General features: G+C 59.1%; 19 protein-coding genes and 1 tRNA gene. 14 read left to right on the forward strand and 6 right to left on the reverse strand.

What is annotated here, in order from left to right; genetic code table 11:
* Positions 1-24 precede the first annotated feature (24 nt).
* A complete protein-coding gene (locus tag LGH74_RS02005) occupies positions 25-1,572 on the reverse strand; it encodes a DUF5723 family protein (protein WP_226171125.1) in 1,548 nt (515 codons plus the stop codon).
* A gap of 443 nt (positions 1,573-2,015) precedes the next feature.
* On the opposite strand from LGH74_RS02005, the gene LGH74_RS02010 reads away from it, so the two are divergent.
* The 4 genes from LGH74_RS02010 (at position 2,016) to LGH74_RS02025 (ending at position 7,231) form a co-directional block, all read left to right on the forward strand.
* A complete protein-coding gene (locus LGH74_RS02010) occupies positions 2,016-2,879 on the forward strand; it encodes an SDR family oxidoreductase (protein WP_226171128.1) in 864 nt (287 codons plus the stop codon).
* A gap of 141 nt (positions 2,880-3,020) precedes the next feature.
* A complete protein-coding gene (locus LGH74_RS02015) occupies positions 3,021-4,469 on the forward strand; it encodes an aldehyde dehydrogenase family protein (RefSeq protein ID WP_226171131.1) in 1,449 nt (482 codons plus the stop codon).
* A gap of 202 nt (positions 4,470-4,671) precedes the next feature.
* The gene (locus tag LGH74_RS02020) at positions 4,672-6,714 is read left to right on the forward strand and encodes an FAD-dependent oxidoreductase (protein ID WP_226171134.1); all 2,043 of its coding nucleotides are present in this window, start codon (positions 4,672-4,674) and stop codon (positions 6,712-6,714) included.
* A gap of 97 nt (positions 6,715-6,811) precedes the next feature.
* Complete coding sequence (locus LGH74_RS02025; protein ID WP_226171136.1) at positions 6,812-7,231, forward strand: DUF4890 domain-containing protein; 420 nt, start codon at positions 6,812-6,814, stop codon at positions 7,229-7,231.
* Positions 7,232-7,236: 5 nt separating this feature from the next.
* Here LGH74_RS02025 and LGH74_RS02030 read toward each other — a convergent pair whose 3' ends face one another.
* Positions 7,237-8,025, reverse strand: a complete 789-nt coding sequence (locus LGH74_RS02030) for an SDR family oxidoreductase (RefSeq protein WP_226171138.1) — start codon at positions 8,023-8,025, stop codon at positions 7,237-7,239.
* Between the two features lie 267 nt (positions 8,026-8,292).
* On the opposite strand from LGH74_RS02030, the gene LGH74_RS02035 reads away from it, so the two are divergent.
* The 8 genes from LGH74_RS02035 (at position 8,293) to LGH74_RS02070 (ending at position 15,937) form a co-directional block, all read left to right on the forward strand.
* On the forward strand, positions 8,293-8,961 hold the full coding sequence (locus LGH74_RS02035) for an ABC transporter ATP-binding protein (protein ID WP_226171140.1): 669 nt from the start codon (positions 8,293-8,295) through the stop codon (positions 8,959-8,961).
* Between the two features lie 49 nt (positions 8,962-9,010).
* Positions 9,011-9,523: a hypothetical protein gene (locus LGH74_RS02040; protein ID WP_226171142.1), complete on the forward strand. Its 513-nt coding sequence runs from the start codon at positions 9,011-9,013 to the stop codon at positions 9,521-9,523.
* Positions 9,524-9,628: 105 nt separating this feature from the next.
* Positions 9,629-10,870 (forward strand): ABC transporter permease, encoded by a 1,242-nt coding sequence (locus LGH74_RS02045; RefSeq protein WP_226171145.1) that lies wholly within the window; start codon positions 9,629-9,631, stop codon positions 10,868-10,870.
* 39 nt (positions 10,871-10,909) lie between these two features.
* Positions 10,910-12,151: an ABC transporter permease gene (locus tag LGH74_RS02050; protein WP_226171148.1), complete on the forward strand. Its 1,242-nt coding sequence runs from the start codon at positions 10,910-10,912 to the stop codon at positions 12,149-12,151.
* 109 nt (positions 12,152-12,260) lie between these two features.
* Complete coding sequence (locus LGH74_RS02055; RefSeq protein WP_226171150.1) at positions 12,261-13,496, forward strand: efflux RND transporter periplasmic adaptor subunit; 1,236 nt, start codon at positions 12,261-12,263, stop codon at positions 13,494-13,496.
* Positions 13,497-13,580: 84 nt separating this feature from the next.
* On the forward strand, positions 13,581-14,681 hold the full coding sequence (locus tag LGH74_RS02060; RefSeq protein ID WP_226171152.1) for a DUF3616 domain-containing protein: 1,101 nt from the start codon (positions 13,581-13,583) through the stop codon (positions 14,679-14,681).
* 61 nt (positions 14,682-14,742) lie between these two features.
* Complete coding sequence (locus LGH74_RS02065) at positions 14,743-15,267, forward strand: acyl-CoA thioesterase (protein ID WP_226171154.1); 525 nt, start codon at positions 14,743-14,745, stop codon at positions 15,265-15,267.
* 97 nt (positions 15,268-15,364) lie between these two features.
* Positions 15,365-15,937, forward strand: coding sequence for a type 1 glutamine amidotransferase domain-containing protein (locus LGH74_RS02070; protein ID WP_226171156.1), 573 nt, complete (start codon positions 15,365-15,367; stop codon positions 15,935-15,937).
* Between the two features lie 81 nt (positions 15,938-16,018).
* Here LGH74_RS02070 and LGH74_RS02075 read toward each other — a convergent pair whose 3' ends face one another.
* The 3 genes from LGH74_RS02075 to LGH74_RS02085 form a co-directional block, all read right to left on the reverse strand.
* Positions 16,019-16,495, reverse strand: a complete 477-nt coding sequence (locus LGH74_RS02075) for a GNAT family N-acetyltransferase (protein WP_226171159.1) — start codon at positions 16,493-16,495, stop codon at positions 16,019-16,021.
* 24 nt (positions 16,496-16,519) lie between these two features.
* Positions 16,520-17,050 (reverse strand): DUF6992 family protein, encoded by a 531-nt coding sequence (locus tag LGH74_RS02080; protein ID WP_226171173.1) that lies wholly within the window; start codon positions 17,048-17,050, stop codon positions 16,520-16,522.
* Between the two features lie 75 nt (positions 17,051-17,125).
* Positions 17,126-17,830, reverse strand: a complete 705-nt coding sequence (locus tag LGH74_RS02085) for a porin family protein (RefSeq protein ID WP_226171176.1) — start codon at positions 17,828-17,830, stop codon at positions 17,126-17,128.
* A gap of 203 nt (positions 17,831-18,033) precedes the next feature.
* On the opposite strand from LGH74_RS02085, the gene LGH74_RS02090 reads away from it, so the two are divergent.
* Positions 18,034-18,111: transfer RNA gene (locus tag LGH74_RS02090), tRNA-Val, on the forward strand.
* Positions 18,112-18,322: 211 nt separating this feature from the next.
* On the opposite strand, the gene LGH74_RS02095 is transcribed toward LGH74_RS02090, so the two are convergent.
* Positions 18,323-19,612 carry an RICIN domain-containing protein gene (locus LGH74_RS02095; RefSeq protein WP_226171179.1) on the reverse strand — a complete coding sequence of 430 codons (1,290 nt, stop codon included), beginning with the start codon at positions 19,610-19,612 and terminating at the stop codon, positions 18,323-18,325.
* A 629-nt stretch (positions 19,613-20,241) separates the two neighbouring features.
* Between LGH74_RS02095 and LGH74_RS02100 the strand changes: the two genes are divergently transcribed.
* The gene (locus tag LGH74_RS02100; protein WP_226171181.1) at positions 20,242-21,147 is read left to right on the forward strand and encodes a histone deacetylase family protein; all 906 of its coding nucleotides are present in this window, start codon (positions 20,242-20,244) and stop codon (positions 21,145-21,147) included.
* Positions 21,148-21,150 lie beyond the last annotated feature (3 nt).

Raw genomic sequence — 21,150 nt, forward strand, 5'->3', positions numbered from 1 at the left:
GGCCGCCCACCGGGCGGCCTTTGGTTATTTCTGCGGAGCAGCTTCTTTCGTCTTTACCTTCACTTTCTTAACCTTGGGCTCCTTCGTATCGGAGCTGTCTTTCAGCCGGGAAGGGCCGTGCTTCCTTTTCTTGCCGCCGTTGGCCAGGGAAAAGGCCAGCTCAGCGTAGCCATTGAAGCCGTAGGGGCTGCTCGAATCGAAGTACGCCGACAAATCGTTGGAGCCAACTACCAGCGGCCCTACGCGCACCATCAGGCCGTAGGCGAAGTTGTTGTAGTTGTTCATCATCGTCAGGGGCGCGGCCACTTCCAGCCACTTGCTCTCGATGCGCGGAGTGAGAGAGAAAAACGAGAAGTTGCGCATGCCCACCGCGTATTTGCCGCGCAGGCTCTGGCTCACGGCCGCGTTGGCATAAATCCACTTGTAGAGGTGGTAGTCCACGTCCACGTTCAGGGCCGTGGGCGTGCCGGCCACGAATTCGTTTTCCCGCACCTGCTTCTGGGTGCGCAGAATCTTGTTGAGCCGTGCCTCGTAGTTGTCCAGGTCAATACCCTCCAGGTCGGCTTCGCTCACGCCCGAGTTCTTGGTTTTGATGTTGTTGAAGGCCGTGGCGTTTTCCTTGTACTTGATGTAGCCGATGTCGGTAATCGAGGCCGATATGCGGTAGAGGTACTTATTGCGCGAGTAGTCGAGCCGGTCTACCCCCCTCTTGTCGATGTAGCGGTACTGGCCCATATTGGGCCGGTACTCATACACGGCCCCGATATCGAGGCCCCAGCCGCCACCCGGGCCACCGCCGGTCAGCCACTTCAGGGCCTGGTTGGCGTCGATGTTGTCGAAAGCATCGGGGTTGGAATAGCCAAAAGCAGCGTCCAGACTGTTGATGCGCACAATTGTGTCGCCGGTAGCAGCGGTTTTGTCGATAATCTGGTAGTCGGCGCTTTTGCTTTGCAGGTAACCCGAGCCGAAGCCGATGAAGCGCTTGGCCGTGACGCCCGCCTTCAGAAAATGCAGGCTTTTGTCGATAACCACGCGGCCATAGGTCAGGTCGTACTCCGAAAAGGCATTCAGGTTCATGTTGAACGTGTTGTCGGCCGAGCGCCCTTTGGTCTTGAACTCGTCTACGGCGTTCTGAATCAGGTTTTCCGACACCGCGTTGCCCTGCATAGCCGTCCGCACCCGGGTGCTGAAAGCCACGCTCTGGGTGGGGCTGATGCGCAGCATGACGCCCGGTCCGGCCACGTTCAGGCCCGCGCTGAACATCTTGGGCTTATCGCTCGGACTGCGGGTCAGAAACTCCTTGCCCAAATCCAGGTCGGCGCCGGAGTTCTGGGGGCTCCAGGCCCCGGTGTAGCGGTAGGCCGTGTTGGTGGCGTGCACATCGAAGCCCACGAGCCGCAGCTGGAAGAAATAGCGGTTGTCGACGATGGAGGCCGGGTTCCAGTGGGCACCGGTGAGGCCTGAGTAGTTGCCGCGCGCGCTGTTGAAGAGCTGCTGGGCGCTCAGGCTGCCCGGCACCAGGGCGAGCAGCAGTCCGCCCAGGCGGAAATGACGCGTGTAATTGTGTTGCATATAGGTTCGGGGCAAGAGTGAGAAAGAGGCGCGGAGGAATAAAATAATTATACTTCTGAGCAGTCGGCCAAGTACGCTGTACCAGCAAGCCGGCAGCCGGCTGGCACAGGTATTAGATGACTGGCTGTAAGGGTATTATATCCTATTCAAGGTCAGGGGTACTGTAGCAGGATTTCACTTATAGTCAATTGGATATTGAATAAGGTAAAAGAGCTGTGCCGGTGAGAGTTATGGCGTTAGGTAAAGTTTCCGGGCAAAATTATACCGGTCCGACTTCGTCCGCAATACCTACTTGTGGGTATTGTGCAGCTGCCGGCCGGGGGTTATGAGGACTGGAAAAGCCCAACTGTATAGCCCTCAAATCCTAACCTGGGCTATAACCTGCCGGCGGGAGCTGCGTTTTTTCAGGCTTACCGACTATTCATTCCAATCATTCCAAGGCTATGGAAACCAAACCAACAACATTGCCCCCGCAGCAGCAGGATCAGCAGCCGGGCCTCGAAACCGAAATGACGCCCCAGCCCGAATACATCCGCCCCGGTTACCGGGGCAGCGGCAAGCTGGAAGGCAAAGTGGCCCTCATTACGGGCGGCGACAGTGGCATTGGCCGCTCGGTGGCCGTGCATTTTGCCCGCGAAGGTGCCGATGTGGCTATCACCTACCTGCCCAGCGAAGAGCAGGATGCCTACGACACGCGCCAGCTGGTAGAACAGGAGGGCCGGCGCTGCCTCACCCTGCCCGGCGACCTGCGCGAGGCGGATTTCTGCCAGCAGATTGTGGAGCGCACGGTGCAGGAGCTGGGCGGCCTCAACGTGCTGGTCAACAACGCGGCTGAGCAGTTCGTCAGCCAGGACGTGGCCGAAATCACCGACCAGCAGTGGATGGACACGTTCCAGGTCAACTTCTTTTCCTTTGTGCGCGTCACCCGGGCCGCCTTGGCTCACTTGCAGGAAGGCGACGCCATTATCAATACTTCCTCCATCAACGCCTACCGTGGCAACCAGCAGCTGGTCGACTATACCTCGACCAAAGGGGCCATTACGGCCTACACCCGCTCTATTGCCCAGCAGCTGGCCGAGAAGAAAATCCGGGTCAACTCCGTGGCGCCCGGCCCCATCTGGACGCCCTTGATTCCGGCCAGCTTCCCGCCCGAGAAAGTAGCTTCATTCGGCAAAGACACCACCATGAAGCGCCCCGGCCAGCCCTCCGAAGTAGGTCCGTGCTACGTGTTCCTGGCCTCCGACGACGCTTCCTACATCACTGGGCAGGCTCTGCACCCCAACGGCGGCGAAGTGCTCAATACCTGAGCCTACCGCCATGCTAAACCAACAGCGGCCGGAGCCCTATTTGCTCCGGCCGCTGTTGGTTTACAGCATAGGAAGTGGAGAGGCCAAAGGTTGCCCGCTCAATTACGTATCTTGGCTTTCCTGACCTCCTTCCCCCGCATCATGACCACTACCCAAACGGCGCCGCCTACTTTGGCTGCCTCTGCTTTCTCCCCGTCGGCTTTGTTTGCCCGGCAGCAGCTGCGGGCCCCGGTGCTGCGGCGCGAGGCAGCCGAGGAGCGGGCCGACCGGCTGCGCAAGCTCAGCCAGTGGATCGAGCAGAACCGCGTGGCCATTCAGCAGGCCCTCTACGCCGATTTTCGCAAGCCCGCCGCCGAAACCGACGTCACCGAAATCTGGTCGTCGCAGGGCGAAATCAAGCATACGCTCAAAAACCTGAAGCAGTGGATGCGCCCCCGCCGGGTAAGCACGCCACTGTCTTTGGTCGGCACCACCTCGTGGGTGCAGTATGAGCCCAAGGGCGTATGCCTGATTATTGCGCCCTGGAACTACCCGTTCTACCTGGCCATCGACCCGCTGGTATCGGCCCTGGCGGCTGGCAATTGCTGCATTATCAAGCCCTCGGAGATGACGCCGGCCGTGGCCGCGCTGCTCAGCCGCATGGCCCACGAGCTGTTCGACCCCGCCGAAGTAGCTGTGGTAGAAGGCGACCGGGCCGTGGCCACGGCCCTGCTGCAACTGCCCTTCAACCACATCTTCTTCACCGGTAGCCCGGCCATTGGTAAGGTAGTGATGCGCGCTGCCGCCGAGCACCTCACCAGCGTGACGCTGGAACTGGGCGGCAAGTCGCCGGTGGTGGTCGATGCCACGGCCAACCTGCGCGACGCGGCCGAGAAAATCGTGTGGGGCAAGTACATCAACGCCGGCCAAACGTGCGTGGCGCCCGACTACGTGTTGGTGCAAAGCAGCGTGCAGGAGCAGTTTGTGCAGGAAGTGCGCCAAGCCGTAACCCGGTTTTACGACCCTAAGGGTGAGGGTGTTATCAATTCCAAGTCCTTCGCCCGCATCGTGAATAAGCATCATTTTGAGCGGCTTTCCGGTCTGCTCGAAGACGCCCAGCGTGACGGGGCGCAGGTGGCTTTGGGCGGCATCGTGGATAGCAGCCAGTGCTTTATCGAGCCCACCCTGCTGCTGGAAGCCGGCCCTGATAGTCGGGTAATGCAGGAGGAAATATTCGGTCCGCTGCTGCCCATTCAGCCCTTTACCACCCTAATGGAAGCCGCCGACTTCGTGAATGCTCGGCCCAAGCCTTTGGCTTTGTACCTGTTTACCCAGAGCGGCGAAAACCAGCGCTACCTGCTCCAGAATGTGTCGGCGGGCGGCTGCTGTATCAACGAAACCATTCTGCACTTGGCCCACCCCGAGCTGCCGTTTGGGGGCGTTGGCAACAGCGGCATGGGCAAGGCGCACGGCCACTACGGTTTCTTGGCTTTTTCCAACGAAAAAGCGGTGCTCAAGCAGCGCACCGGCCGCACCGGCATCAAGTTCATGTATCCGCCCTACACCGATAAGGTCCAGAAAATGATAGACTGGCTGCTGCGGCTGTTTTAAAGAGTAGCCTATGTATATCGAAGCAGGAGCGCCCGCAAAGGCGCTCTTTTTTTGCTCTGGCGTTGACAGCGCCGCAAAAGAGCTGACGCGCCGCCGCGAAAAAGTATGCGGCAAGCATACTATCTGAGAGAAAATGCCGATATTTTCAGGCGGCCGCGCCTCCACACCCGTCGGCCGAATCCCGCCCGCTTTTCCGCTCTGTATGATTCTCTCCGCTGCTCACCACCCGACCCTCCGGGCGCTGGCCGATACGTTTATTCCGGGCCTGCCCGGCCGCCCCGCAGCCGCCGAGTTCTGGGCGCGTTCAGGTGCGGAAGGAATTGATTTGCAGCAGATAAATGAAGTGATAAGTGCGCAGCCGTTGGGCGCGCAGCAGGAATTTGAGAAGCTGCTGGGGTTGCTGGCCAACCCCATGTTGGGCCTCACCTGGTTTGGGCCGCTGAAGCCTTTCGCGCGCCTCGACGCCGACCAGCGCCAGCAGATGCTGCGCAGCTGGGCCCAAAGCAACCTGCCGCAGCTGCGCAAAGGCTTTCATGCCCTGCGCAAGCTGATGGTGTTTCTGTACTACGGCTCCTCCTCGGCCGAGCAGGGCAACGGCGCCTGGCCGCATATCGGGTACCCCGGCCCGCTGCCTGAAGACGTGGTGGATACACCCAAGCCTATCCGGACGCTGCAGCCTACCACCGATACCACCTACGACTGCGACGTGCTGGTAATCGGCAGCGGCGCCGGCGGGGGCGTCATTGCGGGCGAAATGGCAGCGGCCGGCCACGACGTGCTGATAATTGAAAAAGGCCCCTACTGCCACGGCTGCGACTTTACCCAGCGCGAAGTGGATATGATGGGTAAGCTCTATGACGCCAAAGGTACCCTGGCTACTCAGGACGGGGGCGTGGCCCTGCTGGCGGGCAGCTGCCTGGGCGGCGGCACTACCGTCAACTGGGCCGGCTCCTTCCGCACCCCCGATTACGTGCTGGAGGAATGGGCCCGGGAGCACCAGGTGCCGCATTTTACGTCCCAGCAGTTTAAGTACAGCCTCGACGCCGTGGCTCAGGCCCTGAGCGTAAATACTGACTACCAGCGCCACAACGGTCAGAACCAGGCGCTCTGGGACGGCTCCACAAAGCTGGGCCAGGAGGTAAAGCTCATTCCCCGCAACGAAAAAGGCCTTTCCGACTCGGAGCAGCACTTTCAGGGGTTGGGCTACAGCACCATGGGCGACCGGTACGGCATCAAGCAGGGCACCCTGAATACTTACCTTCTGCAGGCGTTTCAGCACGGGGCACGCATCCTGGCCGATACCTACGTGGAGCGCGTGACCGTGCACGCTGGCATGGCCACCGGCGCGGAAGCGGTGCATACCACGGCCGAGGGCCGACCGGTGCGTATTACGGTGCGGGCCAAGCGCGTGATAGTAGCCGGCGGCGCGGTGCAGACGCCGGCGCTGCTGCTGCGTAGTGGCCTGCGGCATCCCCATATCGGGCAGCATCTGCATCTGCACCCCACCGTAGCCGTTTCGGGGGTGTATCCGCACCGCATGGACCCCTGGCACGGCCCGAGCATGTCGGTGGTAAACGACGCGTTTACCCGGCTGAACGGTACCAACTTCGGCGCCAAAATCGAGACGCCCCCGGCCCACGCGGGCCTGATGGCTATGGTGCTGCCCTGGCTGAGCGGCGAGCAGCACAAGCAGATGATGCTGGAAGCGGCGCACCTGGGCAGCTTCATTGTGCTGACCCGGGACCGGGATGGTGGCCGCGTCAGTGTTGATAAAGATGGTACCCCGCTCGTCGACTACGTGCTCAGCGACTTCGACCGGGCTAGTATGCTGGCCGGCGTGCGGGCGGCGGCCGACATTCACGTGGCCGCCGGGGCCCGCAAGGTGTACCTGCCCCACGGCACGCTGCCCACGCTGCTAGCCGAGAGCGGCGTGGTGCTGAACCCCGAGCTGCTCGACAAACTGCCCCACCTGGGTTGGAAACCCAACCAGTTCAGCCTCTACAGCGCCCACCAGATGAGCACCTGCCGCATGGGCGGCACCGAAGCTACTCACCCGGTGGGGCCCAACGGCGAAACCTACGAGGTGCGCAACCTGTTCGTGGCCGATGGCTCCGCTTTTCCGGCCTGTAGCGGCGTAAACCCTATGCTTACCATCATGGCCTTGGCTCACTACACTGCCCAGGAAATGAAAGCCAGCAGCCCCACTGTGTCGATGGCCAGTAGCCGCACGGTTTCAGCTGGTTAGGAAACCTCGTTACAGAGCTCGAAGTGGCATTTTGGACCGGGCATAACCGTGCGGCCCAGTTTTCGCGTATGCAAGCCGGATTCATTCACTTCTCCCTATGTTGTTCTCCCGTTCCCTGCTTGTTCTCGGCCTGCTTGGCACCGTTACGTTTGGTTGTGCCCGGCGGCAAAAGGCAGATATTCCGGAAGCCAAGTCGGTGACGGTAGCCCCGCCGCCCGCGGCCATGCCTAAAGCCGCCGCCCGCGACCTGACCGACGTGATGACTGATGAGCTGAAGCTACTGCCCGACCAGCAAACCAAGGTGCGGGCCATTCTGAGCGGCACGGTAAAGAAGGTGAATGATGCCCGCCAGCAGAATGCCGGCAACCAGACGGCCCTGCAAACCGAGCTGAGAAAGATAAATGCCGAGTCGGAAGGCGAGCTGAAGGCTGTGCTGACGCCTACGCAGTACAAGGATTACCAAGCCAAAAAGCGCCAGATTCAGGCCCAGATGCAGGCCCGCCGCTCTACCAAGTAGTCACTCTACCGCACCTGCGCCTTGCGCAGCACCCGGCTGAACAGGCCGGGAACCCACCTTTTGAGGTAAATCCCCAGCGTTTCGCGCCCCCCGATATAGACTTCCTGCTTGCGGCAGGCAATGGCGCGTACGGCCGCCCGGGCTAGCTTTTCGGGTGCCATTCCCCTCTCAGTAGCCGCGTCCATGGTGCGCTGCGGGCTACCGTCGGCCGTGAGGGCATTGATGGAAACCCCCGTGCGAATGAAGCCTGGGCAAATAATGGTGACACCCACGCCCGTCGACCAGATTTCGGCCCGCAAGGAATCGAAAAAGCCGTGCAGCGCGTGCTTGGAAGCCGAGTAGGCACTGCGGTAGGGCGTACCGAACTTCCCCACCAGGCTGCTGACCACTACCACCTGCCCTGAGCCCTGCGCAATAAGGTGGGGCAGCACTTCCTTGGTCAGCGCCACGGTGCCGAAGTAATTCACTTCCATCAGTTGCCGGTGCACGTCGAGGCTGGTTTCCAGCGCCAAGGAGCGTTGACTGATGCCGCCATTATTAACCAGAATGTCAATGCGGCCGAAGTGGGCCAGCACCTGGGCCGTGCAGGCAGCAAAGGTGGTGCCGTCGGCTAAGTCGAGCGGGACAACCAGGATTTCTGCTGGAGCGCAGGCGGCGGCCACGCGCTGCAGCTCAGCCACATTGCGACCAGAAAGTACTAGCCGGGCGCCGGCGCGGGCAAACTCCCGGGCCAGCGCCTCGCCAATACCGGCGGAAGCGCCCGTAATCCAGACAACATGTTGGGCAAAGGACATGACAGGTAAAAATAAGATTACGGAAGTTGGTACAAGATAGGAGTAAGACAAGGCCTGACTGTACTTTTCTGTAATTGACTTTTGCTATATTTCACAACCCTCAGGCAACCTTTCGCCCGGTGCTGCTATCTATCGGCACGTTGCTGCCTGCTGTGGGTAGCTGTCTGAAAAAATAACCGGCCTGCTTTTGCTTTTCAGATCGGTTCTTGGTAATTTGTATTGCATGCTACTATGCAAAGCAAGTTACGCGTCTTTTCGCTCCGCCTTATGATTCAGCTACGCAATATCCGGAAGACGTACGAAGTGGGGGCCAACCGGCTGGAGGTACTCAAGGGCATCGATATGCACATCCGGCCGGGCGAGCTGGTGAGCATTATGGGTTCGTCGGGCTCGGGCAAAAGCACGCTGCTCAACATCCTGGGCATCCTCGACGACTTTGACCAGGGCGACTACACCCTGGCTGGCACCCGCATCGATAGGAGCCTTTCGCAGACCCGGGCCGCGCAGTACCGCAATCAGTTCCTGGGCTTCGTGTTTCAGTCGTTCAACCTGCTGAACTTCAAAAATGCGCTGGAAAACGTGGCCCTGCCGCTGTATTACCAGAAAATAGGTCGGCGCGAGCGGAACCGGCTGGCCCTGGAATACCTCGACCGGGTGGGCCTGGCCGACCGTGCCGACCACCTGCCCAGCGAGTTGAGCGGCGGGCAAAAACAGCGCGTGGCCATTGCCCGGGCCCTCATCAGTCAGCCCAAGTTGATACTGGCCGATGAGCCCACCGGCGCCCTCGACACCCAGACCACGCAGGAGGTGATGGACATTTTCAAGGCCGTGAACAGGGAAGGCATGACGGTCGTCATCGTGACCCACGAAAATGATATTGCCGACCAGACTCAGCGCCTGATTCGCATTCGGGACGGGCTGATTGTGAAGGAGTAAGCGGTGAGGTAGTGAAATAGTGAGTTTTTCGTTCTGACCTGTTCCAACTATGAAAACAATCCTTTTGGCCGGCGTCGTTTTAAGTATCTGTGGAGCGGCAATGCCCGCGCAGGCGCAGACATCGGCGGCGGAGCAGCAGGCGCTGATGAAGCAGCTCGACCAGTTGATGCAGAACCCTCAAAAGCCCAAGCAGGATGTGCACCTGGCTTTGAAGGGCTGCCACGCCGAGCAGATTATCCGGGACCGGGACGCCGACGTGCAGATGTCGAAGGCCCTGGCCGTGAGCTACGGCGGCAGCAACTCGGGCTGGGCCGTGCGCATGGACGACGGCTTCTTTGAGCTGAAAATGAGCTTTGACTGGGCCGCCGTAACCACGCTGAGCTACGCGCCCGACAAGGGCGACGATGATGAGCCCCCGCACTACCAAATCAAAATTGCGAAGCGCAAGAAAGGCAGTTCCACCACTTTCGAGTTGCCGCTCTACACCAGCAACGAGGCCACGGTAAAAGACGTGGTGCGCCGCCTCGAAAAGCTGCGCCAAAGCTGCGGAGGAGTCAATTAAGGATTGGTCATTCTGCCTGGTGAAGCAGTGCATCCGGCATTTTGCCAGCACACTCCCCGCATTAGCACCTGAGCACATTACACCACATTAGCACATTAAAGCCTCATGTTTGACCTCGATAAATGGCAGGAAATCCTCGGGACGATGCGCCGCAACAAGCTGCGCACGTTTCTGACGGCCTTCGGGGTGTTCTGGGGCATATTTATGCTGGTGCTGCTGCTGGGTGCGGGCAAGGGAATTGAAAACGGCATCTGGAAGGAGTTTGGCGGCGGGGCCATGAACAGCCTGTTTGTGAGTGCCGGTAAAACGTCGTTGCCTTGGAAAGGGCTGCAGCCAGGCCGGGAGCTGAAGTTTACCAACGACGATCTGGAAGCCATCCGGCAGCAGGTGGATGGCGTGGAGCTGCTGGCCTCGCGCAACCGACTGTTCGGCGAATACACCATTGTGAACAAAACCAAAAACGGCTCCTACCAGGTATTCGGGGCCAATTCGGAGTTCTTTCAGCTCAACGGTGAGGAGCTGACCCAGGGCCGGCTGCTAAGCCCTTTGGATGGCGTGGAGCGGCGCAAGGTGATGATAATGGGGGAGAAGGTGCGCAAGGTGCTGTTCGGCGACGCGCCGGCCATCGGGCAGTACGTGCAAGTGAAGGGCGTCTTTTTCAAGGTCGTGGGCATCTTTACCACCACCCAGAACAACGGCCGCAACGAGGAGCGCGCCTTCGTGCCCTTCACCACGTTCCAGACCACGTTCAACCAGTACAACCAGGTGCAGCGCATCGGCATCAGCAGCGTCAAGGGCACGCCCGTGAAGCAGCTCGAAGACCAGGTGCGGGTGCTGCTGGCCCGCCGCCACCAGTTCGACCCGGCCGACAAGCAGGCACTGGAGCTTGATAATAACGAGGAGGAAGTGCAGCGGTTTGAGGGCCTTTTTCGCGGTATTAAGTTGTTTGTGAGCGTAATCGGGGTGCTGACGCTGGTGGCCGGGGTGGTGGGCGTGAGCAACATTATGCTCATCATCGTGCAAGAACGGACCCGGGAAATCGGGGTGCGCAAGGCGCTGGGGGCCACGCCCTGGAGCATCATCAGTATGATCGTGCAGGAGTCGGTGGTCATCACCAGCTTCTCGGGCTATATGGGGCTGCTGCTGGGCGTGGCCCTGCTCGACGCGGTGCGCTACATGCTGGAAAAAGCCGGCGGCACTACGTCCTACTTCGACCACCCGGAAGTGAACCTGGGCGTGGCTTTAAGTGCGACGCTGCTGCTGGTCGTTTCCGGGGCCATAGCCGGGCTGATTCCGGCCATGAAAGCGGCTAACGTGAAACCCATTGAAGCCTTACGGGCCGAATGATGACCGGCGAGAAAACCACTTCTGCTTACCCCAATACCCATGTTTGACCTCGATAAATGGCAGGAAATCCTCGGTACGGTGCGGCGGCACAAGCTGCGCACGGGGCTCACCGCGTTTGGTGTGTTCTGGGGCATCTTTATGCTAGTAGTACTGCTGGGCGCGGGTAAAGGCTTCCGCAATGGGGTCGAAAACGAGTTTGACGTGGCCAAAAACGCCGTCTTCGTTTGGACCCAGCGCACCAGCGTGCCTTACGCCGGGCTGAAAGTGGGGCGCTTCATCCAATTTACCAACGACGACGTGGCGGCCCTGCTGCGGGAAGTGCCCGAGGCGGCCGTGGTGCTGCCCCGCAGCTCCCTCGACGGCGCTTTCACGGTGCAGTACGGGGCCAAAAGCTCAGCCTTCTCGGTGAACGGCGAGTACCCCGGCTACCCGGCCGTAAAGGCGCTGCACCTCACCTCGGGCCGCTTCATCAACGACATTGACATAACGGAACGGCGCAAAATAGCCGTCATCGGCGACCGGGTGGCCGAGGTGCTGTTCGGCACCACCAATCCGCTGGGAAAGGAAATCCGCATCAAGGGTATCTTCTTCCGCGTGGTGGGTTTGTTCAAGGCCGAGGGCAAGCCCGAAAACGCCCAGGAAGAAGCCCAGACCATCATGATTCCGCTCACGGCCCTGCAGGTGACGTTCAACCAGGTAAACAAGGTGGGCTACTTCGCCTTCATTCCCAAGCCCGGCACGCCGGCGGCGGTGGTCGAAACCAAGGTGAAGCAGCTGCTGGCCCGGCAGCACAAAGTGGCCCCCACTGACGACCGGGCATTCGGCTCGGCCAACGTGGAGGAGGAATACGCGCGGGTGCAGGGGCTGTTTCTGGGTATTTCGGGCTTCAGCTGGCTGGTGAGCATCGGGACCATTCTGGCCGGTATCATCGGGGTGAGCAACATCATGCTCATCGTGGTGAAGGAGCGCACCAAGGAAATCGGGATTCGCAAGGCGCTGGGAGCCACGCCCTGGAGCATCATCAGCCTTATTGTACAGGAAAGCATCGTCATTACAGCCGCCGCCGGCCTGCTCGGGCTGCTGTTTGGCACGGCCCTGATGGCGGGCATCAATTCGTTGATTGCGGGCCAGAAAGTGGGCTTTTTTGCCAACCCGCAGGTCGATATTGGCGTGGCTTTCACGGCCGTGGTGCTGCTGGTAGTGGCCGGCGGCGTGGCCGGGCTGGTCCCGGCTGCCATTGCCGCCCGCGTGCAGCCGGTCGTTGCGCTTAAAGACGAATAAGCGGTGAAATAGTGACTTAGTGAGCTGTCGTCCGGTTCACGCCGAAAGAATCTAAAACGCACTCAGTCGCTAACTCACTAAATCACCATTTCACTAACTCACATTGGCTATGAACAACCACCAAGCACTACCCGAAGAAGCCGTCGAACTAGCGCCTGCCGATGTTCTGACGCGCCCTCACCACGACCAATCCTACGCGCCCTATCAGCCGCCCAAACCGCCGTTTATTACCATGAAACGAATTTTCCTCGGCCTTCTCGTGCTGCTGCTGCTGGCCGGGTTTGGCTGGCTGGCCAACTACTTCTGGAAGCAGGCCCATACCGACCCGGTTACCTACAAAACCGAAACGCCCTTCCTGACCGACATTGTGAAGAAAACCGTGGCTACGGGCAGTATCGTGCCCCGCCGCGAGGTCCAGATCAAGCCCCAGGTGTCGGGCATCGTGGAGGAGCTCTACGTGGAAGCCGGGCAGCCCATCAAGGAAGGCCAGCTCATTGCCCGCATCCGAACGGTGGCCAACGCCGGCAACGTCAACAACGCCCAGAACAGCATTCAGGCGGCCCGCGTAGCCCTCGAAACTTCCCAGATTGAGCTGGACCGCCAACGGCCGCTGTTTGAGCAGAAGGTTATTGCCGAGCAGGAATTCAACCGCCTGCTGGCCGACGTGCGAGCCAAAAAGCAGGCCCTGAACGCGGCCGAAAACGACTTGCAGATTGCCCAGCGCGGCGCTTCCCGCAACACCGGCGGCGCCTCCAACACGGTGCGCTCCACCATTACGGGCCTGCTGCTGGATGTACCCGTCAAGGTCGGCTCGTCGGTGGTAGAGCGCAACAACTTCAATGAGGGCACCACCATTGCCGCTATTGCCGACATGAAAAGCCTCGTGTTTGAGGGCAAAGTAGATGAAAGTGAAGTGGGCAAAGTGCGCGAAGGCATGGACCTAAACCTGACCGTGGGCGCGCTGGAAGGCGAAAATTTCCCGGCAACCCTCGAATACATTGCCCCCAAGGGCATCACGGAGGAAGGCGCCATCAAGTTTCAGGTGCGGGCCAACGTGCGCCTCAAGCCGGGGCAGTTTCTGCGGGCCGGCTACTCGGCCAACGGCGACATCGTGCTGGGCCGCCGCACGCAGGTACTGGCCATCCGGGAGAGTCTGCTGCAGTTCGGTAAAATCAACAAGGACAGCGTGTTTGTAGAGGTAGAAACCGCCCCGCAGAAGTTTCAGAAGCGCCTGCTGAAAACCGGCCTCTCCGACGGCATCAACGTGGAAGTGGTATCGGGCCTGGCCAAAACAGACAAGATAAAAGTGCTGGGCCCACCCGCCGACGGCGAGAAAAAGGACTAGCCAGTGCCCACCCAAGCCCAACGGCCCAACCCTGCGCGGATTGGGCCGTTTGCGTTTCTACCTCTTACCTAATCTGCTTTTGCCGTGCGTCCTCAGCCCTACCTCCTGCATTTCAACCCCAAGCTTAGCCTCAATGCCGCCGGCAAGCACGTGCGCGATGGCCTGTCTACGGTACTCCGCACGGGCGAAAACCTGTGGCTGAGCTGCGATGAGCGTACCAGCATCGAGCGGCTGCGCCGCACCGGTCCGCACGAGTACGGTCAGCATGCGTGTTTTCAGCTCACCGATCTGCTCGATTTGCCCGCCGGTCCGGAAAGTGAAATCGATATCGAAGGCCTGGCCGAAGCTGACCACTACCTCTGGGTGATTGGCTCGCACAGCCTCAAGCGCAAGCAGCCCGACCACGAGCACGAAGATGTAGCTAAGCAAATCGGGAAGCTGGCCAAGGTAGAAGCCGACCCCAACCGCTACCTGCTGGCCCGCATTCCGCTGGTGCTCAACGAAAAAACCGGCGACTACGAACTGCACAAAACGGCCCCGCACCCTACCAAAGCCGACGAAACCCTGCAGGCGGCCCAGCTCCACGGTAGCACCGAAACCAACGAACTGCTGGATTTGCTGATGGATGACCCGCACCTGAAGCCCTTCATGAAGCTGCCCGGCAAAGACAACGGCTTCGATATCGAAGGCCTGGCCGCCACGCCCGACGGCCGCCTGTTCGTGGGCCTGCGCGGGCCGGTGCTGCGCGGCTGGGCCGTGGTGCTGGAGCTGCTGCCCCGCCTCGACAAGCACGGCCGCTTGCGCCTCGATAAAATAGGGGGGGAGCAGCAGTACTACAAAAAGCACTTCCTGGACCTGGGCGGCATGGGCCTGCGCGAAATGCGCCAGCAGGGCGACGACCTCTACCTGCTGGCCGGCCCCACCATGGACCTCGACGGCACCATTGCCGTGTACTGCTGGCCCAACGCGCTGAGTCAGCCCCAGGACAGCCTCATCGGGCCCGACAAAATCCGCCGCCTTTTCGACGTGCCCCACGGCCACGGTCCCACCGCCGGCCAGGACCGCGCCGAGGGCATGGGCATGCTCGATGAAAACCACCTGATTTTCGTGTTCGACAGCCCCAGCGACGCCCGCAAGCCCGCCGCCCACCAGGTGCGGGCTGATGCTTTCCGACTGGCAAAGTAGCCGTAGCGGTGCTGATTTGAGCCATTTGCGCGTACTTTGCCACCCACACACTACCACTGTTATGGCCGCTCCTTTGCTCCGCACCCCCGAAACCACGCACCGCATCCACTTCCAGGACTGCGACATGCTGGGCCACCTCAACAACGCCCGTTACCTCGACTATTTCCTCAACGCCCGCGAGGAGCACACTACCCGGCACTACGACATGAACCTGGGCCACCTGGCCAAGGTGGAAGGCGCGGGCTGGGTCATTACCAAGCACCACATTGCCTACCTGCGGCCCGCCAACCACGGCGAAATCGTGCGCATCAAAACTCAGCTTATTCACTACGACAACTCCAATCTGGTGGTGGAAATGCTGATGCTCAGCGAAGATGGCAACCGGCTGAAGGCGGTGCTGTGGTCGGAAATGGCCTTCGTGCGCGTAGCCACTGCCTCCCGCACCGACCACACCGACGAGCTGATGGACCTACTCGACCAACTCGACGTGGAGGATGTGAGCTACGACCCCGACGGCTTCGATGAGCGGGTGAAGCGCTTACGCAAGCAGCTCAAGCGCGACCGGGCTGGCGCCGACGACGAGTAACCAAGCGCCACTATATCCGTACTGTAAAAGCCGGTTCTGCCTAGCGCAGACCGGCTTTTTCGTTCTATTATACTACCCAACCTCAACACCCATTCCCATGAGCATCTTTGGCAGTGATAAACTAAAAGGAAAGAAAATAGCCATTGTCGCCACCGACGGCTTCGAGCAGTCGGAGCTGGAAGAACCCAAAAAGTACCTGGAAGGCGAAGGCGCCGAAACCCACGTCATTTCCCTGAAAAGCGGCTCCATCAAGGGCTGGGACCAGAAAGACTGGGGCAATAAGGTGTCGGTTGATAAAACCATCGACGAAGTAAGCGTGGCCGACTACGACGCGCTGGTGCTGCCCGGCGGCCAGATGAACCCCGACGTGCTGCGAACCGAAAAGAAGGTAGTAGCCTTTGCCGCCGAGTTTATGCGCTCGGGCAAAGTGGTAGCCGCCATCTGCCACGGCCCCTGGACGCTGATTGAAACCGGCTTACTGCGCGGCCACAACGTAACGAGCTGGCCCAGCCTGAAAACAGACCTTACCAACGCCGGGGCTCAGTGGCAGGACAGTGAGGTAGTCGTCGACAAAGGCCTCATCACCAGCCGCAACCCCAGCGACCTGCCGGCTTTCAACAAGAAAATTGTGGAGGAAATCCTGGAAGGCAAGCACGCACCCCGCTCGTAAGCAGCGGCGCTGCACCGCATAAGAAAGCCCCGGCCAGATCTGGCCGGGGCTTTTTTTGTAGCCTCAAATAAGTAGAAGCAACTACAAGTCGATGGCCATCCGGATGTCGCCGCGCTTGTACATGACGGTGCCCAGCGGAATTTCCACAAAGCCCAGCTTGCGGTATACGTGCAGGGCGGGCAGCAGAATCCGGTTGGAAACCAGCTCGACCCGCGCCACGCCCATCGTCCGGGCCCGGTTCAGAATAGCCTGGCAAAGAGCGAAACCAATGCCGCGGCCCTGCACCTGGTCGGTAACGGCCATTTTGGCCAGCTTCCAGCTGCCATCGGAAGCATGAAGCAACGCCCCGGAGCCTACGATGGCCCCTTGGTAGCGGGCCAGCAGGATAAAGCCGCCGGGGTCGAGAATGTGGGTTTGCGGGTCGCCGAGGGTTTCGTGGTCGGCAGGTTCCAGCTCAAAGTAGCGCGTAATCCACTCGTGGTTGAGGCGGCGTAAGTCATCCTGGTAATGCGGTGCGTAGTCGATGATTTCGAGGTCGGCAGAAGCAGTTGTATCCATGCTCCAAAGATGGGTAAATGCTCGTTACGGCTGCACCAGGGCCAGCAGCTGGGCGGCGTAGCGGTGGTACACTAGGTAAAAACCGGCATCGAACAGCAGTAGAAACCCGCCCTGCAGCCACAGGGAACGGCCAAAGCCCAGCAGGCGTTCCGGCCGTTGCTCGGTGGCTTGGCCCCGGGCCCGCAGCCAGCTGCCGGTAGCCAGATAAGCCACGTCGAGGCCTAGGTTGAGCAGCAGAATCTTCTCAAAATCGAACTGGGCCGAAAGGCTGGCCGCCAGCGTGAGGCCAGCTACGTGGTTGGGCTGGGCCCGCAGGATGCCCACCACGGCCAACACGGCATTCACGCAGTTCCAGCCCACGTTCATCTGGTGGAAGTAGTGGCTCTCGGAGCGCCGATCGGGGCGGGCCACCAGGTAGCCACTCACCAGCAGATTGAGCAAGGCCCAGGTGGCTAGCACCGCCATGCCGTGCTCGGCCAGCAGCTCCCGGGCCTGATTTATTGCCGGTAAACCGGCTGTCGGCAGCACGGCGCAGAATAAGGAGGGGAGTAACATGGCGAAGAGGAAAAATAGGTCACAAAAAAAGGAAGCCCCGGAAGGCTTCCTTTCTAAAACTAGTAATGGTTGGGCTTACTGGGTAAAGCCGATGCCCAGGTACACTTGAAACACGCTGTTTTTGATGTCGGTCAGGGCATTGGCACCCGACGTGGCCAGCTGGTCCTTGATGATTTCGTTGAAACCGGCGGTGTAGCGGGCGCCCACGCGGGCCGGGCCTACCCGGGCCTCAGCCCCGGCCGACAGGCCATAGTCGAGGCTGGTGTAGCTGTAGCCGTAGATGTTACCTTCGTTGGCAATCTTCCGCTCCTTGCCGTCTTCCGTAACCTTGGTCAGCAGCGAAACCTGCGGGCCGGCGTGGATGCTCACGTTGTCCAGAATGTTGAACACCAGCAGCACGGGCAGCTGCAGGTAGTCGAGCCGACGGTCTTTTACCGTTGTGGCCGTGCCACCTGTGGGCGTGTTAGTAGAGGTGCCCTGGAAGCCCTGCCGGCTGTAGAGCAGCTCGGGCTGAATGGAGAGGCGGTTGCTGAAGCCATACTGGCCGTAGACGCCGGCGTGGAAGGTCTTCGAGTTGGAACTGTTGGCAAAGTTCTTTTTGCTGTCGCCATACACGTCGGCCAGGTTGAAGCCGCCCTTGATACCGAAGCCGGTATTGCGGGAATCGGACGTGCCAGCATCGTAGTCGGTAGAAGAGCGGACGCCGACGGGGCCAGTGGTTTGGGCAAAAGAAGAAACGCCGGCCAGGGAAAGCGCGAGGAGTAAGGTCAGTTTTTTCATGGGAGCAGTAACGGTCAGGTGGAGTACGGCGGCCGGCGCCTTGGGAAAATCCAGGCCGGCATGTGTATGCGACTATACTAGCCCCCGGAAAGAAGGTTACGCCGGAAGGGTTTTACCGCGAAAAAAATATTGCCCGACTAAGTAGGATGAATGCCCGGAGCCCGTATCTTTGGCGCTTTCCGGCCGCCGCCAGAGTGTTTGATGGGATATTAGCTCAGTTGGTTCAGAGCACTACCTCGACAAGGTAGGGGTCACTGGTTCGAGCCCAGTATGTCCCACCACAGCACACTATAGTGCAAGGATAACTGCCCCACCAGGCAGTTATCCTCGTTTTAGGGCTTACTTAAGAAGACGGTTTTGTTGCAGCCAATGTCTCTGACAAATGCTCCTATAGTGTCACCGGCTTGAAGCGCAGAGCATGAAAAAGCCCCGGCCATATGGCCGGGGCTTTTTCATGCTCTGCGCAGCATTATAAGGATGCTGACAGCAAGTTTATTGCTTGATAAACTTCTGATGGTATACCTGCTCTCCGTCGCTCACGGTAAGGATATAAATGCCAGCAGCAACTTGGGAGATATCTACTGTGTTATTTCCGCTAACCACTGCGCCAGTCACTACACTGCCACGTATATCGGTTACAGTTACCGCTTTGGCTTTTGCCTCTTTGGCTAGAGCAAACGTCAGCAGGGAGCTAGCGGGGTTTGGCGACAAAGACAGGGCCTGATTGGCTGCTTGCTGCGCGGTAGTGGCCAGCACACCCGTACCACGGTTATCACTTACCCGCGTTATTGTCCAGCGCTGGGGGGCAGTGGCGACATCAGGCCACTGGTTGGCGCGGGCACCATTGGCTTGGTTGGCCGGCGAGCCACCACCAATTTCTAGAACTTGCCCACTCCGGCGGTTAGTGATGATACCATTGGTGAAATCAATAGCCCAGTGCTGATTGTCGGTGTTGCGGTAAGGCCACTGGTTAGCTTTCTGTCCCTGGGTGTAGGTGTCGCCAACTTCGCCGCCAATTTCCAGCGCCTGGCCGGAATAGCGGTTTCTGATGCTGTAAAAGTTCGGCGACGCGGCAAATGAAATAATCCACTGCTCGGCGGCATTGCCCGCATAGGTCCATTGGTTTACCGGGGCCCCTTCATCTACCCGGGAAGCCAGTACTTCCAGAAATTTCTTGCTACCGTTATTCATGATTGTATACACGCCAGCATGCCCTTCTGGCCCCGCTGTAGTAATAGCCCAGCGCTGCGAATAATTGGGGCCAGACCGCCGTGGAGCCTGATAAATGGCTTTCCCAGTAGTGGTGCCATCATAATCCGGAGTAGCATCTATCGACAGGAGCATGCCCGTGCGACGGTTGGCTATTTCCACAACTTGGACTGAGCCTCCATTATCAGCAACAATGTTAAGATCCCACTCCTGGTTGGGGGTGCCCACATAGCCCCACTGGTTTGCCCGGGCACCGCTTTGCCACGTTTGGGCCAGCTCACCGCCAATTTCCAGCACTTGGTTGCTGTTGCGGTTTACCAGCGTGTATGCTCCGCTGCTTACTTGGCGTATATACCATTCTTGGTTGGCAGTACCCAGGTAAGGCCACATGTTGGCTTTGGTGCCCGGCAGGTTAGGCATAGTTCCACCGCCCCCAATTTCCATAATACCACCGGCATTCTGGTTTGCCAGCTTGTAAACTACGTTCGGATTAAATGTTTGAGCAATGCTCTGAAAAGAAGCAAACACGCAGCCCGCAAGGAGTAACATGCATGATAAATAGTTGTTTTTCATTAGATTGACCTCAAATTGTTAAAAGTGGATTGAGGTGCAAAAGTATCCGTGTTGCTTTGCCGTTTGCAAGGACGAAATGAGGGTATATGTGACTGGTTTTTAAATTCTATTTTATTGAATTGTACACTAAAATAATGCCGATTGAATAATGGCAATAGACAGTATTCATTTGGATATCAAAGATATATTCAATGATATCAAGCATCAAAATAGTTGTTGAAATGCACCAGAAAAGCTTCATTTGGCTTGTGCTGCTCCGCAGTTCGTAGAAAAAGTTTCTTGGCCTACGAGTTCTACGCTACTCCACCGGTAATTATAATTATTGCAGCTAAAACCAATAAATATTATAAACAATAACGATTTTATTTCGAAAATGGATAGCATTAATACAAGTGAATTTAATGCTATTATCTTGTAACGATTAGTGTATGCATTGGTGGTCTTTGCACTAATTGTGTTCCAATGTTGTGTAAGTATTAGTTATAAGATTTGCTGTATTCTGATTAGGTTACAATTTGAATACTTACGTTAGTGGTTTAACTGAATTATAAGGCGTGGCTGGTTTTGCCCTATCTACTTACCACCTGTTTGGGTGCAGTTGCCTCCTTCTCTTCGCTTTACCCCCTAGTATGTTCTTTGTTGCCTGGCACCCGCTCTACGCCCATCCGCTGCCCGAAACCCACCGGTTTCCGATGCTGAAATATGAGCTGCTGCCCGAGCAGCTGCTGCGGGAAGGCATTGTGACGGAAGCCAGCTTTTTTACGCCTGAACCACCCGCGGCAGCCGAGATTCTGCGCACCCACACTGCTGATTACTACCAACGGCTGGTAGCCGGGCAGCTTACGCGGCAGGAGGAGCGAGCCACGGGCTTTCCGTGGTCGGAGCAGCTTATTCAGCGCGAAGTCACAATTCTGGGCGGCACCATCGAATGTGCGCGCCGGGCGCTGCAGCACGGCATTGCCCTGAACATTGCTGGCGGCACGCACCACGCCTTTGCTGATCGGGGTGAAGGTTTTTGCTTGCTCAACGACCAGGCCGCGGCCGCCAACTACCTGCTGGCCCACGCGCCCGGCATCCGCAAAATCCTCATCGTGGACCTCGACGTGCACCAGGGCAATGGCACAGCAGCGCTATTCCAGCACGAGCCGTGGGTCTTCACCTTCAGTATGCACGGGGCCCGCAACTACCCGCACCGCAAGGAGCAGTCGGACCTGGATGTGCCGCTGGCCGACGGCACCGACGATGCCACGTACCTGCGGCTGCTGGCCGATGCGCTGCCCCGCCTACTGGATGAGGTGCAGCCCGATTTCGTGTTTTACCTGGCCGGCGTCGATGTGCTGGCCACGGATAAGCTGGGTCACCTGAGTCTCACGCGGGAAGGCTGCCGCCGCCGCGACGAGCTGGTGCTGCGCCTCTGTCAGCAGTACCAGCTGCCGGTAGTAGTATGTATGGGCGGCGGCTATTCCCCGCGTATTGCCGATATCGTGGAAGCCCACGCCAACACATTTCGGCTGGCGGCCGAGCTGTATGGCTAAAGT

It is taken from the genome of Hymenobacter lucidus (genome assembly GCF_020447265.1).
GTDB lineage: Bacteria > Bacteroidota > Bacteroidia > Cytophagales > Hymenobacteraceae > Hymenobacter > Hymenobacter lucidus.

Coding starts and splice junctions, on each gene's coding strand:
- LGH74_RS02035 (WP_226171140.1), top strand. CDS start 8,293: ATGATTCAGCTACGCAATATCCGGAAGACGTACGAAGTGGGGGCCAAC.
- LGH74_RS02020 (WP_226171134.1), top strand. CDS start 4,672: ATGATTCTCTCCGCTGCTCACCACCCGACCCTCCGGGCGCTGGCCGAT.
- LGH74_RS02070 (WP_226171156.1), top strand. CDS start 15,365: ATGAGCATCTTTGGCAGTGATAAACTAAAAGGAAAGAAAATAGCCATT.
- LGH74_RS02045 (WP_226171145.1), top strand. CDS start 9,629: ATGTTTGACCTCGATAAATGGCAGGAAATCCTCGGGACGATGCGCCGC.
- LGH74_RS02085 (WP_226171176.1), bottom strand. CDS start 17,830: ATGAAAAAACTGACCTTACTCCTCGCGCTTTCCCTGGCCGGCGTTTCT.
- LGH74_RS02050 (WP_226171148.1), top strand. CDS start 10,910: ATGTTTGACCTCGATAAATGGCAGGAAATCCTCGGTACGGTGCGGCGG.
- LGH74_RS02015 (WP_226171131.1), top strand. CDS start 3,021: ATGACCACTACCCAAACGGCGCCGCCTACTTTGGCTGCCTCTGCTTTC.
- LGH74_RS02025 (WP_226171136.1), top strand. CDS start 6,812: ATGTTGTTCTCCCGTTCCCTGCTTGTTCTCGGCCTGCTTGGCACCGTT.
- LGH74_RS02080 (WP_226171173.1), bottom strand. CDS start 17,050: ATGTTACTCCCCTCCTTATTCTGCGCCGTGCTGCCGACAGCCGGTTTA.
- LGH74_RS02005 (WP_226171125.1), bottom strand. CDS start 1,572: ATGCAACACAATTACACGCGTCATTTCCGCCTGGGCGGACTGCTGCTC.
- LGH74_RS02010 (WP_226171128.1), top strand. CDS start 2,016: ATGGAAACCAAACCAACAACATTGCCCCCGCAGCAGCAGGATCAGCAG.
- LGH74_RS02075 (WP_226171159.1), bottom strand. CDS start 16,495: ATGGATACAACTGCTTCTGCCGACCTCGAAATCATCGACTACGCACCG.
- LGH74_RS02100 (WP_226171181.1), top strand. CDS start 20,242: ATGTTCTTTGTTGCCTGGCACCCGCTCTACGCCCATCCGCTGCCCGAA.
- LGH74_RS02055 (WP_226171150.1), top strand. CDS start 12,261: ATGAACAACCACCAAGCACTACCCGAAGAAGCCGTCGAACTAGCGCCT.
- LGH74_RS02065 (WP_226171154.1), top strand. CDS start 14,743: ATGGCCGCTCCTTTGCTCCGCACCCCCGAAACCACGCACCGCATCCAC.
- LGH74_RS02030 (WP_226171138.1), bottom strand. CDS start 8,025: ATGTCCTTTGCCCAACATGTTGTCTGGATTACGGGCGCTTCCGCCGGT.
- LGH74_RS02095 (WP_226171179.1), bottom strand. CDS start 19,612: ATGAAAAACAACTATTTATCATGCATGTTACTCCTTGCGGGCTGCGTG.
- LGH74_RS02040 (WP_226171142.1), top strand. CDS start 9,011: ATGAAAACAATCCTTTTGGCCGGCGTCGTTTTAAGTATCTGTGGAGCG.